This is a genomic window from uncultured Caulobacter sp. (genome assembly GCF_937900395.1).
In the GTDB taxonomy this organism is placed as follows: domain Bacteria; phylum Pseudomonadota; class Alphaproteobacteria; order Caulobacterales; family Caulobacteraceae; genus Caulobacter.
This window is the reverse complement of sequence record NZ_CALCDX010000016.1, coordinates 18000-29313: the sequence shown is the minus strand read 5'-3', so window position 1 is coordinate 29313 and position 11314 is coordinate 18000. Positions and strand designations below refer to the sequence as shown.

Annotated in this window: 13 protein-coding genes; 6 read left to right on the top strand and 7 right to left on the bottom strand. The window is 67.7% G+C overall.

Annotated elements, in window-relative coordinates:
* Positions 1 to 129: 129 nt before the first annotated feature.
* On the top strand, positions 130 to 876 hold the full coding sequence (locus Q0379_RS01430; protein WP_299003495.1) for a hypothetical protein: 747 nt from the start codon (positions 130 to 132) through the stop codon (positions 874 to 876).
* 6 nt (positions 877 to 882) lie between these two features.
* Here Q0379_RS01430 and Q0379_RS01425 read toward each other — a convergent pair whose 3' ends face one another.
* From Q0379_RS01425 to Q0379_RS01415, 3 genes are all read right to left on the bottom strand, one after another.
* Positions 883 to 2061, bottom strand: coding sequence for a VWA domain-containing protein (locus Q0379_RS01425; RefSeq protein ID WP_299003493.1), 1179 nt, complete (start codon positions 2059 to 2061; stop codon positions 883 to 885).
* Between the two features lie 185 nt (positions 2062 to 2246).
* Positions 2247 to 2783: a GNAT family N-acetyltransferase gene (locus tag Q0379_RS01420; protein ID WP_299003491.1), complete on the bottom strand. Its 537-nt coding sequence runs from the start codon at positions 2781 to 2783 to the stop codon at positions 2247 to 2249.
* An 18-nt stretch (positions 2784 to 2801) separates the two neighbouring features.
* On the bottom strand, positions 2802 to 3809 hold the full coding sequence (locus Q0379_RS01415) for a zinc-binding alcohol dehydrogenase family protein (RefSeq protein ID WP_299003489.1): 1008 nt from the start codon (positions 3807 to 3809) through the stop codon (positions 2802 to 2804).
* Positions 3810 to 3929: 120 nt separating this feature from the next.
* Between Q0379_RS01415 and Q0379_RS01410 the strand changes: the two genes are divergently transcribed.
* The 5 genes from Q0379_RS01410 to dxs all read left to right on the top strand — a co-directional run bounded on the left by Q0379_RS01410 (position 3930) and on the right by dxs (position 8253).
* Entirely contained in the window at positions 3930 to 4271 is a 342-nt protein-coding gene (locus tag Q0379_RS01410; RefSeq protein ID WP_299003487.1) for a helix-turn-helix domain-containing protein, read from the top strand.
* A 142-nt stretch (positions 4272 to 4413) separates the two neighbouring features.
* On the top strand, positions 4414 to 5025 hold the full coding sequence (locus Q0379_RS01405; protein WP_299003485.1) for a histidine phosphatase family protein: 612 nt from the start codon (positions 4414 to 4416) through the stop codon (positions 5023 to 5025).
* A gap of 96 nt (positions 5026 to 5121) precedes the next feature.
* On the top strand, positions 5122 to 5376 hold the full coding sequence (locus Q0379_RS01400) for an exodeoxyribonuclease VII small subunit (RefSeq protein WP_013078521.1): 255 nt from the start codon (positions 5122 to 5124) through the stop codon (positions 5374 to 5376).
* Between the two features lie 37 nt (positions 5377 to 5413).
* Positions 5414 to 6313, top strand: a complete 900-nt coding sequence (locus Q0379_RS01395; protein ID WP_299003476.1) for a polyprenyl synthetase family protein — start codon at positions 5414 to 5416, stop codon at positions 6311 to 6313.
* A 17-nt stretch (positions 6314 to 6330) separates the two neighbouring features.
* Positions 6331 to 8253 carry a 1-deoxy-D-xylulose-5-phosphate synthase gene (dxs, locus tag Q0379_RS01390; RefSeq protein ID WP_299003474.1) on the top strand — a complete coding sequence of 641 codons (1923 nt, stop codon included), beginning with the start codon at positions 6331 to 6333 and terminating at the stop codon, positions 8251 to 8253.
* Positions 8254 to 8427: 174 nt separating this feature from the next.
* Here the strand turns inward: dxs and Q0379_RS01385 are convergent, their stop codons facing one another.
* From Q0379_RS01385 to flgG, 4 genes are all read right to left on the bottom strand, one after another.
* Positions 8428 to 8892 (bottom strand): hypothetical protein, encoded by a 465-nt coding sequence (locus Q0379_RS01385; protein ID WP_299003472.1) that lies wholly within the window; start codon positions 8890 to 8892, stop codon positions 8428 to 8430.
* A 115-nt stretch (positions 8893 to 9007) separates the two neighbouring features.
* On the bottom strand, positions 9008 to 9742 hold the full coding sequence (gene flgH / locus Q0379_RS01380) for a flagellar basal body L-ring protein FlgH (RefSeq protein WP_299003470.1): 735 nt from the start codon (positions 9740 to 9742) through the stop codon (positions 9008 to 9010).
* A 13-nt stretch (positions 9743 to 9755) separates the two neighbouring features.
* The gene (flgA, locus tag Q0379_RS01375) at positions 9756 to 10517 is read right to left on the bottom strand and encodes a flagellar basal body P-ring formation chaperone FlgA (RefSeq protein WP_299003468.1); all 762 of its coding nucleotides are present in this window, start codon (positions 10515 to 10517) and stop codon (positions 9756 to 9758) included.
* Positions 10518 to 10521: 4 nt separating this feature from the next.
* The gene (gene flgG, locus Q0379_RS01370) at positions 10522 to 11310 is read right to left on the bottom strand and encodes a flagellar basal-body rod protein FlgG (RefSeq protein ID WP_299003466.1); all 789 of its coding nucleotides are present in this window, start codon (positions 11308 to 11310) and stop codon (positions 10522 to 10524) included.
* Positions 11311 to 11314: the final 4 nt, after the last annotated feature.

The following is an 11314-nucleotide window of genomic DNA, read 5'->3' as shown; positions in this document are numbered from 1 at the left end:
CGGCGCGGAGTGTCTTTTGACGAGTCACGTCTTGCAAAAGGACATGGAGGGGCTCAGCCCTCCGTCAAGCCCGAAGGCGTGCAGGCGGCGGCGATCGAAACGCCTTGGGCCGCCTTGACCGGACTCATCGTGAGCAAGGCGACGCACGCCGAGACGTTCGCGGTCGCGCCGCCGTCCTCGGAGACTCCCGCCCAGCTGCAGCAGACCGACGGCTCCAAGACCGCAGAGGCCGGCGGCACGCAAGGTTTCGCCGGGACGGCGTCGGTGATCAACGGGACGCCTGGCGCCGACACTATCGTCGGCACGGCGGACGCCGACGTGATCCGCGCTGGCGCCGGTGATGACCATATCGACGGCGGCGGCGCGCGTAGCGGGATCGATCGCATCGATGGCGGCGCCGGAAACGATCGGATCGTCATGAACGCCCGCGTGGTGGCCAGCGGCGGGACCGGAGCGGACACCTTCCTGATCTCGGCCAAGGCGCCGACGAACAAGGCCGAGGCTCTTTTGGGCGTCATCCTCGACTACGCCGCCGCGCAGGGCGATCATCTCGCCGTGCTGGGCAAGGGGCAGCTCACCGTCGTCAGCGCGACGGCGGTCAGCAACGTCCTGAGCGCTCAGGAAAACGCGCTCGCCGAAGCGACGACGCACCTGGTGACCGACGTCACCCGTACGGTGGCGGGCACGCGCGTCGGCTTTGACGTCGACGGCGACGGTCACGAGGACGTCTTCATCCTGGTGGGCGGCGCCAACACAGCGGCCTTCCGGATCGGAACCATGATCGAGGCCGACCACGCCGCGGCGCCGGTCGTCTCGGTGGTGGGCCAGCCCACGACCGATGCGAACTTCTTCGGCGAGCCCGCGCCGTCGCGGTAGGGCGCCTTAGCCGCGAACCAGTTCGCGCATCGCCTTGTCCAGGCCTTCGAGGGTCAGCGGATACATCCGGTCCGACAGGATCTGCTTCATCACGCCGATCGACTGGGTGTAGTCCCAGTGCCGCTCCGGCGTCGGGTTCAGCCAGACGCAGCTCTGATAGATGTCGGTGACCCGCTGCATCCAGATCGCGCCGGGCTCCTCGTTCCAGTGTTCGACGCTGCCGCCCGGATAGGTGATCTCGTAGGGGCTCATGGTGGCGTCGCCGACGAAGATCACCTTGTAGTCGGCCGGGAACTTGTGGAGCACGTCGAAGGTCGGGATCTTCTCGGTGTGGCGGCGCTTGTTGTCCTTCCAGACCGCCTCATAGAGGCAGTTGTGGAAATAGTAGAACTCCAGGTTCTTGAACTCGGTCTTGGCGGCGCTGAACAGCTCCTCGCAGAGCTTGATATGGCCGTCCATCGAGCCGCCGATGTCGAAGAAGATCAGCACCTTGATGGCGTTGCGGCGCTCGGGGCGCAGCTGGATGTCGAGATAGCCCTTCTCGGCCGTGCCCTTGATCGTACCGTTCAAGTCCAGCTCGTCGGCCGCGCCGGTGCGGGCGAACTTGCGCAGGCGCCGTAGGGCGACCTTGATGTTGCGGGTGCCCAGTTCGACGCTGTCGTCGAGGTTCTTGTACTCGCGCTTGTCCCAGACCTTCACCGCGCGGCCATGGCGGCTCTTGTCCTGGCCGATGCGCACGCCCTCGGGATTATAGCCGTTATTGCCGAACGGCGAGGTTCCGCCCGAGCCGATCATCTTGTTGCCGCCCTCGTGGCGCTTCTTCTGCTCGCGCAGGCGCTCCTGCAGGGTCTCCATCAGCTTCTCGAAGCCGCCCATGGCCTCGATCTGGGCCTTTTCCTCGTCGGTGAGGAACTTTTCGGTCAGGGCCTTCAGCCACTCTTCCGGGATGTCGGCGGTCAGGCCCTCGTTGACCGTTTCCAGGCCCTTGAAGACGTGACCAAACACGCGGTCGAACTTGTCGAGGTTCTTCTCGTCCTTCACCAGGCTGGCGCGCGACAGGAAGTAGAAGTCCTCGACCGTGCGATCGATGACGTCCTTGTCGAGGGCCTCCATCAGCAGGAGGTACTCGCGCAAGGACACGGGAACCTTGGCCTGGCGGAGCTCGGAGAAGAAGCGGAGGAACATCGGCGCGGCTTTCGAACGGTTGTTCGGATTGTGGGGCCTAAAGCCCGCCCGCGCAACGCCCCCTCCGTCTCGCCGCGTATCCGCGGCGATCCACCCCCCGCAAGCGGGGCAGGAGGGCGGCTATCATCCTCCCTCGCGAAGCGGGGGAGGTGGCCCGGAGGGCCGGAGGGGGCGCTATTCGAGCCTCACCCCCGCCGCAGGATGAACTCCAGGTCCCGCGTCTCGCCGACCGGGAAGTAGTATTCGCCGACCTTCTCGAATCCCAGGCGGCCGTACAGCCGCTGCGCGCCGAAGTTCTCGGACCAGACGCCGATCCACAAGGGGCGGGGGCCGTCCTTCTCGAGCCACTCCAGGGCGGTGTTCAACAGACGCGTGCCCCGGCCGCCGCCCTGGTGCGACTTCAGCAGATAGATCCGCTTCAATTCGCCATCCCCCGGCTTCACGTCGTCGTGCGGCAGGTCGCAAGGACCCGCGAGGGCGTAGCCGATCGCCTCGCCGTCCTCGTCCTCCAGGATCCACGAGGCCTTGTCCGGATGGGCCAGGTCGTTGCGCGTCCGCTCCAGGCCATAGGCGTAGGCCAGGAAGGTCTCAAGGTCCTCGGGCGGATAGAGGTGCGCGAAGGTCTCGGCGAAGGTGCGCGCGCCCAGGCTGGACAGGGTGTCGGCGTCTTCGATCGTGGCGCGGCGGAGCGTGTCGGTCATGGCGACCTGAGTAGCCGCCATGACCGGACCCTTCAACGGTCAGAAGCCCTCCAGCGCCACCTTGCCGATGGTGCGGGCGCTCTCGACGATGCGGTGGGCTTCCAAAAGGTCGGCCGCGCGGATTTTGCCGACCACCTGGGTCAGGGTGGTGCGCAGGACGCCTTGATCGACCAGGTCCGAGACGGCGTTCAGCAGCCTGTGCTGTTCGATCATGTCCGGCGTGCCCTGCGGGCGGGCGAACATGTACTCCCAGTGGATCGAAGCGGCCTTGGCCTGGAGGGGGCGGATGTTGAGGTCGCCGTCGGCCTCGATGATCCCGATCTTGCCTTGCAGCGCGATCGCCTCCGAGACTTGCGGGAAGTGCTGGGCGCTGTGGGTCAGGCAGGCGATGTAGGCCGGAGCCTCAAGGCCTAGGCGCGCCAGTTCTTCGCCCAGAGGCTCGGTGTGGTCGAAGATCTGGTGCGCGCCGAGGTACTGGACCCAGCGACGGGTTTCCTCGCGCGAGGCGCTGGCCACGACGTTCAGCTTGGTCAGCTTCCGCGCCAGCTGGATCAGGGCCGAACCGACGCCGCCGGCGCCGCCGATGATCACCAGGGTCTGGCCTTCGCCGCCGTCGCGCGCCACGCCGAACCGGTCGAACAGTAGCTCCCAGGCGGTGATGAAGGTCAGCGGCATGGCGGCGGCCTGGGCGTAGTTCAGGCTCTTGGGCTTGCGGCCCACGATGCGCTCGTCGACCAGCTGCAGCTCGGCGTTCGAGCCCGGTCGGCCGATGGCGCCGGCGTAGAACACCTCGTCGCCGGGCGAGAACAGGGTGACGGCCTCGCCGACCGCCTCGACCACGCCGGCGGCGTCGAAGCCGAGCACCCGGACCTCGTCCGCGGCGGGCTGGGCGCGGCTGCGCACCTTGGTGTCGACCGGATTCACCGAGACGGCCTTCACCCGCACCAGGATGTCGTGGCCGCTCGGCTTGGGATCGGGCGCTTCCAGGTCGAGCAGGGCGTTGGGATCGGTGGCGGGCAGCAGCTCGCGGAAGCCGACGATCTTCATGATGGTCTCCAAAAGGGCGGCGGTTTCGAACCGCGAGGAGGAGATCGCTCTACGCTACGATCTTCGCAAGTACGGTCATTTTCTGTATGTAGTACCCTATTGGATACTGTGGACCCCAAAATGGAAGATCCCAAGGAGTGCGGCGTCGAGGCCGCCCTGAGCCTGATCGATGGAAAGTGGAAGGGCGTGATCCTGTACCACCTGATGAGCGGCCGGATGCGCTTCAACGCGCTGGCGCGCAGGTTGGGCGCCGTCACCCAGCGCATGCTGACCAAGCAGCTTCGCGAGCTGGAAAGCGACGGCCTGATCGTCCGCACGGTCTATGCCGAGGTGCCGCCGCGCGTGGAATATTCGCTGTCCGTCAAGGGGCGTAGCCTCGAGCCGGTGATCTGCGCGCTCAAGGCCTGGGGCGACGCCCATGTGCTGAACGCCGAGGCCGAGCCCGCCCGCAAGGCGAGCTGACGAGTCCCAGAGGCGCGCCGGGGCGGGTTGTGTCGCCGCCCTAGGGCGGCTACGACCTTCAGGCGCCGGAGGCGACCGCCGCCGCCGCGCATGTGCTTGTCCCAGGAGGAACGAGAGGACGGACGCCTGTCTTCTCTTCAATATGGCCGACGTTTCCGCCGACCACCCATCTCCCGCCGCCCGCCCGGGCGTCATCACGCTGGCCCGCCACGGCGAACCCGCCTTGTCACGCAAGGTGCGTCTCAACGCGCCCGAATACGGAGAATGGTGGGGGCGCTACGAGGAGGGCGGGCTGAAGGAAGGCCAGGTCCCGCCGTCCAGCCTGGTGGAACTGGCGAAGAGCGCCGACGTGATCATCGCCTCGACCCGCCGCCGCTCGATCGAGACGGCGCGGGCGGTGGTCGGCGAGCGCGCCTTCGCCACGGACCCGACCTTCATCGAGGCGCCGCTGCCGCCGCCGCCGTGGCCCCTGTGGATTCGAATGTCGCCCAAGCGGCTGGGCTTCTTCGCTCGGTTCTGGTGGTGGTTCTTCGACAACCACGGCGGCCAGGAAACGCGGAAGGCGGCCGAGGCGCGGGCTGGGCAGGCGGCTGACCTGCTGATCGAGCTGGCGGACTCTGGCCAGAACGTGCTGGTGCTGGCCCACGGCTTCTTCAACTGGATGATCGCCGACGCGCTCAAGAAGCGCGGCCTGACCAAGCTGTTGGATCAGGGTCACGGCTACTGGAGCATCAAGCGCTTCCGCCGCGCTTGAGTTCAAAGCCTCTTCCCTTAACTGGCGGCAAGCTCTAGGCCGTTGTCGATGGGCTTGCGGGCCACTAGGCTTAGATCCGCTCACCTGAGAGTTGCAATGACCGACGCTACGAACCCTTCCGCCGACATCTCCGCCCTGAGCTTCGAGGAAGCCCTGGCGCAGCTGGAGCGGATCGTGGCCGAGCTGGAGTCCGGCCAGGCGCCGCTGGAGCGCTCGATCGACATCTACGAGCGCGGGGCGGCCCTGAAGGCCCACTGCGAAAAGAAACTGGAAGCCGCGCGCCTGAAGGTCGAGAAGATCGTGCTCGGGCAGGGCGGGGCGGTCTCCGCCGAAGCGGCCGAGTTCAACTGATGAGCGGCGTCCAGCCGAGGATCGAGGGGAGCCGCCCTTGAACGATCACGCCCCCTCCGACCTGGCTCGCCGCATCGTCCAGGCCGCGGACATCGTCACGGTCGCGCTCGACGAGCTGCTGCCGCGCGCCGATGGTCCGGAAAGCCGCCTGACCGAGGCGATGCGCTACGCGGCCCTCGGGCCGGGCAAGCGCCTGCGGCCGTTCTTCGCGCTGGAGACCGGCAAGATGTTCGACCTGGCCGAGCGGCCGGTGCTGCGCGCGGCCTGCGCGCTGGAATGCATCCACGCCTACAGCCTGGTCCACGACGACCTGCCGGCCATGGACGACGACGACGTCCGCCGCGGCCGTCCGACCGTGCACAAGCAATATGACGAGGCCACGGCCATTCTCGCGGGCGACGCCCTGCAGACGGCGGCCTTCGAGATCATGGCCCACCCCGACACCCACGACGACGCCCACATCCGCTCGGAGTTGGTGCGCAAGCTGGCGATCGCCTCGGGCGCGCGCGGCATGGTCGGCGGCCAGATGATCGACATTCTCGGGGTCCGCGACGACCTGGGCGCGGTGGCGCGGATGCAGCGCCTGAAGACCGGCGCCCTGATCGCCTTCGCTTTCGAGATCCCGCTGATCATCGCCCGCGCCAAGGAGGCCGAGCGCCACGCCTTGATGGCTTTCGCCCAGGACCTGGGTCTGGCCTACCAGATCGTCGACGACATCCTGGACGCCGAGGGCGATGAAAAGACATTGGGCAAGGCCGCCGGCGGCAAGGACGCCGCCAAGGGCAAGGCCAACTACGTCACCCTGCTGGGACTGGACGCGGCGAAAGAGCGCGTGACGCTTTTGGCCGAGCAAACGCGTTCCCACCTCGAAATTTTTGGCGAGCGGGCCGAACATCTCCGCGAAAGCGTTGATTTCGTACTGGACCGCCGCAACTGACCGCGCTTTTGTCAAACATGTCTTCCAAAACGCCCTTGCTCGACACCATCGCCTCGCCCGCTGACACGCGAGGCCTGTCCGTAGGCGAACTGAAACAGCTGGCGGCCGAGGTGCGCGCCGAGACGATCGACGCGGTGTCGGTGACGGGCGGGCACCTGGGCGCGGGCCTGGGCGTGGTCGAGCTGACCGTGGCCCTGCACCACGTGTTCGAGACGCCCAAGGACATCCTGATCTGGGACGTCGGCCACCAGGCCTATCCGCACAAGATCCTGACCGGCCGGCGCGACCGCATCCGCACCCTGCGCCAGGGCGGGGGCCTGTCGGGCTTCACCAAGCGCGCCGAGAGCGAATACGACCCGTTCGGCGCGGCCCACGCGGCGACCTCGATCTCGGCCGCGCTCGGCTTCTGCGCCGCGCGCGACGCGAAAGGCGAGGACAACAGCGTCATCGCCGTGATCGGCGACGGCTCGCTGGGCGCGGGCATGGCCTATGAGGCGATGAACGCGGCGACGGACACCACCAAGCGCCTGATCGTCATCCTCAACGACAACGACATGTCGATCGCCCCGCCGGTCGGCGGCATGAGCGCCTATCTGGCCAACCTCGTCTCGGGCGGCGCCTACCGCTCGGTGCGCAAGCTGGGCAAGACGGTGGTCGAGAAGCTGCCCAGCCCGATGCGCGAGGCGGCTCGCAAGGCGGAAGAATATGCCCGGGGAATGGTCACCGGCGGCACCTTCTTCGAAGAACTGGGCTTCCACTATGTCGGCCCGATCGACGGCCACGACATGGACGCCCTGGTCAGCGTGCTGAAGAACGCCAAGGCCTTCGCCGACAAGCCGGTGCTGGTTCACTGCGTCACCCAGAAGGGCAAGGGCTACGCCCCGGCCGAGGGCGCGGACGACAAGTTACACGCGGTGGTCAAGTTCGACGTCGTCACCGGCAAGCAGCAGAAGTCTGCCGGCGGCCCGCCCAGCTACACCAAGGTCTTCGCTCAGGAGCTGATCAAGCAGGCGGAAAAGGACGACAAGATCGTCGCCATCACCGCCGCCATGCCGTCCGGCACGGGGCTGGACCTGTTCGGCAAGGCTTTCCCGGACCGCACCTTCGACGTCGGCATCGCCGAGCAGCACGCCGTGACCTTCGCCGCGGGCCTGGCCGCCGACGGCATGAAGCCGTTCACGGCGATCTATTCGACCTTCCTGCAACGCGGCTACGACCAGGTCGTCCACGACGTGGCCATCCAGGGCCTGCCCGTGCGCTTCGCCATGGACCGCGCCGGTCTGGTCGGCGCCGACGGCCCGACCCACGCCGGCAGCTTCGACATCGGCTTCATGGGCGCTTTGCCCGGCATGGTGCTGATGGCCGCCGCCGACGAGGTGGAACTGGCCCGCATGGTCGCCACCGCCGCCGAGATCGACGACCGCCCCAGCGCCTTCCGCTATCCGCGCGGCGAGGGCCTGGGTCTGGACATGCCGGCGATCGCCGAACCGCTGGAGATCGGCAAGGGCCGCATCGTCCGCGAGGGGACCAGCGTCGCCATTGTCTCATTCGGCACGCGGCTGTCGGAAAGCCTGAAGGCCGCCGACCTGCTGGCCGCGCGCGGCCTGTCGGCCACCGTCTGCGACGCCCGCTTCGCCAAGCCGCTCGACCTGGATCTCTTGCTGCGCCTGGCGCGTGAGCACGAGGCGATCGTCACGGTGGAAGAAGGCTCCATGGGCGGCTTCGGCGCCTTCGTGCTGCAGGCCCTGGCCCAGCACGGCGCGCTGGATCGCGGCCTGAAGATCCGCACCCTGTGCCTGCCCGACATCTTCCAGGACCAGGACAAGCCCGACGCCATGTACGCCCAGGCCGGTCTCGACGCCGAGGGCATCCTGCGCGGCGCGCTGTCGGCCCTGGGCATGGACAATGTCAGCGCGGCGGGCGCGGGGCGGCGGGCTTAAGTCCCCCATTTCCCAACATTTCGATCACCAACACCGTCATCCCGCGCTTTATGCGCGGGACCCATGGTTCAGCTTCCACGTGAGAGCTTAGGTCCGCCCTTCACCTGCGGCGGACAAATGGGTCCCGCGAACAAGTCGCGGGATGACGGGTTTCTCCTGTATTGGAAGCTAAGTTCAAACCCCGCATGCCGTGAAGAAGGCGCGCACCTGACCGCGATCAGCGGAATTAGCCGCCAGGCTGTGGCGTCCGCCTCGGTTTAGCAACATCAGATCGCCCGACTTTCGGAAACCCCGAAGTGCGGGCGCCCCAACGTCGCCGCGCGCCTCCATCAGGCCTTCGCTCATGGCGTCGTCGATCCTGGCGGCGGCGAAGCGGCTCTCGCTGCGGCCCGAGGCCAGCACTAGTTCCCCGCCTGACAGGCCGACGGCGGACATGTCGATCTGGCCTGCGCCAGGCCGGCAACGCATCATCAGCACGACGTCATCGCTGTCGGGGCGACCGTAGGCGAGGCGGGGGTCCTCCCCGGAGTCGGCGAGATAGGCCCAACGATAGCCATTCGCAGCGACCTTCTCGTGCGCGCAGCCCGCCAGGCCGGCGGCCAGCAGCAGGGCGATCATCGGGACGGCGCGGGACGGCATGGAAGGTCCTCCTCGCCCAATCAACGCGGCTTGGACCTGAATGGCTCCTGAAAGCAGAACGGGCGCGGAGACCGCTCGGTCGCCGCGCCCGCAAAGGTCGGTCTCTCCGCCGCGCCTAGAACGGCGAGAAGCGCTCGACCAGCGCCTGGCCGGCCGGGGTCTTCTGGACGCGGCTGATGTCGCCGCGGCCGCCGTAGCTGATGCGGGCTTCGGCGATCTGGGTGTGACGGATGGTGTTGGCCGAGGAGATGTCTTCCGGACGGACGATGCCGGCCACCGTCAGCTGACGCAGCTCGGCGTTGGTGCGGACCTCCTGGGTGCCCTGGATGACCATGTTGCCGTTCGGCAGGACCTGGCTGACCACGGCGGCGATGGTCAGGCTGATCTTTTCGGAGCGCTTGATGCTGCCCGCGCCCGAATTGGTCGTGGTCGAGCCCGTTTCCAGCGCGTTGGCCGGATCGAAGCCGCCCGGCAGGACCTTGCCCAGGCTCGACTCCAGGCCCAGCAGGTGCGGGACGCCGGCCTTGGTGGTGGCGGCGCGCGAGCTGGCGGTCTGGTTCTTGGTGTCGACGCTGTCGTCGATGTCGATCATCACGGTCAGGATGTCGCCGACGCGGCTGGCGCGCTGGTCATTGAAGAAGGCGCGGGCGCCGACCCGCCACAGCGAGTTGGCCGAGGCGGCCTGCGGTGCCGGTTCGCGGGCCGAGACGTATTGTTGCTGGATCGGGGCCAGGGCGGCGGGGTAGCCGACCGGGGCCAGGTCCGGACCCTTCACGGCTTCCTTGACGGTAGAGCAGGCGGCCAGCGGGGCCAGCAGCAGGGTGGCGGCGATGAGAGCGGGGCGACGCATGGGTCAGAGCCTCTTAGCGAGCGGCGAAACGGACGGGTTGCGAACGGGCTTGCAAGGTCTGGGCCCGCGGACCGACGGCGGCGGCCCCAGGGCCAGTCGCGACGGCTTGGATGATCTTCTTCGAGACGGTGTTCTGGACGGCGAGGACATCCCCGGTCGAGGCGGCGGCCATGGCCTTGCCTTGAAGCGAAAGGGAAATTCCGCTGTCTTCATAGGTGATGGTGATCAGATCGCCGGTCTTGATGACCTGAGGCGCCGCCACGTCGCGCGCCGAAACTGCGGCGCCTTCACGCAGGGGGCGCTTGGCGGCCAGACCGATGATGGCGTCGGAGTCGCGCGGCGCGTCGGCCGGGGCCCCGGCCATCTTGGTCCACACCAGGTCTTCCGGCTGGACGATTTCGCCGGCCGACAGGCTGCGGGCATAGGCAAGAACTTCCACGTTGCCGCGCGACGGGCCGGCGAGACCGGCCCGCGCCGAGCCGCTGTTGTCAGCGCCCTCGCGAACGATGATCCGGCGGATGCCTTGCCGGTTGTCCCAGTCGAAACCGGCGCGGCGGGCGAACACTTGAACCTGGCCGGCGTCGAGTACGGCGCTCGGACCCATGCGCGGCGCGACGACCAGGTTGGCGGCGGCGCCGGAAACGCCGTCGAACAGGTCGCCCAGCGTGACTCGGCCATCCGCGTCGGTGGTGTCCATCCGCAGGCTCACCGGCGTCCCGGCGAAGGCCGGGGCGGCGAAGGCGAGGGCGGAAGCAGCGATCAGCAGCGCTTTCATCGGCTTACGACCTCATCTGCGAGGTGGTCTGCAGCATCTGATCGGCCGTCGAGATGACCTTCGAGTTCATCTCGTAGGCGCGCTGCGCGGTGATCAGGGCGGTGATTTCCGAGACCGAGTCCACGTTCGAGGCTTCGGTGTAGCGCTGCATCAGCACGCCAAAGCCCGGCTGACCCGGCGCCGCGAGGTTGGCGGCGCCCGAGGCGGCGGTCTCCAGGAACAGGTTGTCGCCGATAGCCTCGAGACCGCCTTCGTTCATGAAGTTGGCGAGCTGTAGCTGGCCGATGGTCTGCGGCTGCGGATCGCCGTCCAGCTTCACCTGCACCGTGCCGGTCTTGCTGATGATGACATCGATGGCGTTCTGCGGGACCGTGATGCCGGGCTGGACCGTATAGCCGTCCTCGGTGACGATCTGGCCCTGGTCGTTGGTCGAGAAATTGCCGGCGCGGGTATAGGCCGTCTCGCCCGAGGGCAGCAGGATCTGCAGGTAGCCCTTGCCTTGGATCGCGACGTCCAGCGGGTTGTCGGTCAGGGTCGGGGTGCCCTGCTCGGTGATGCGGTAGACCGAGCCGGCCTTGACGCCGCCGCCGACCTGAACGCCGGTGGGGACGATATTGCCGTCGTTGGACGATTGCGAGCCGGCGCGCTCGATCGTCTGGTACAGCAGGTCCTGGAACTCGGCCCGTTGGCGCTTGAAGCCAACGGTGTTCATGTTGGCGATGTTGTTCGAGATCACTTCGACGTTCAGCTGTTGCGCTGACATGCCCGAAGCGGCGGTGCGGAGAGCTTGCATCGGC

Bases quoted from the DNA above. Each gene is read 5' to 3' on its own strand.
- flgA (WP_299003468.1), bottom strand. From the start codon at position 10,517: ATGAAAGCGCTGCTGATCGCTGCTTCCGCCCTCGCCTTCGCCGCCCCG.
- Q0379_RS01415 (WP_299003489.1), bottom strand. From the start codon at position 3,809: ATGAAGATCGTCGGCTTCCGCGAGCTGCTGCCCGCCACCGATCCCAAC.
- Q0379_RS01420 (WP_299003491.1), bottom strand. From the start codon at position 2,783: ATGGCGGCTACTCAGGTCGCCATGACCGACACGCTCCGCCGCGCCACG.
- dxs (WP_299003474.1), top strand. From the start codon at position 6,331: ATGTCTTCCAAAACGCCCTTGCTCGACACCATCGCCTCGCCCGCTGAC.
- flgG (WP_299003466.1), bottom strand. From the start codon at position 11,310: ATGCAAGCTCTCCGCACCGCCGCTTCGGGCATGTCAGCGCAACAGCTG.
- Q0379_RS01405 (WP_299003485.1), top strand. From the start codon at position 4,414: ATGGCCGACGTTTCCGCCGACCACCCATCTCCCGCCGCCCGCCCGGGC.
- Q0379_RS01425 (WP_299003493.1), bottom strand. From the start codon at position 2,061: ATGTTCCTCCGCTTCTTCTCCGAGCTCCGCCAGGCCAAGGTTCCCGTG.
- flgH (WP_299003470.1), bottom strand. From the start codon at position 9,742: ATGCGTCGCCCCGCTCTCATCGCCGCCACCCTGCTGCTGGCCCCGCTG.
- Q0379_RS01410 (WP_299003487.1), top strand. From the start codon at position 3,930: ATGGAAGATCCCAAGGAGTGCGGCGTCGAGGCCGCCCTGAGCCTGATC.
- Q0379_RS01400 (WP_013078521.1), top strand. From the start codon at position 5,122: ATGACCGACGCTACGAACCCTTCCGCCGACATCTCCGCCCTGAGCTTC.
- Q0379_RS01385 (WP_299003472.1), bottom strand. From the start codon at position 8,892: ATGCCGTCCCGCGCCGTCCCGATGATCGCCCTGCTGCTGGCCGCCGGC.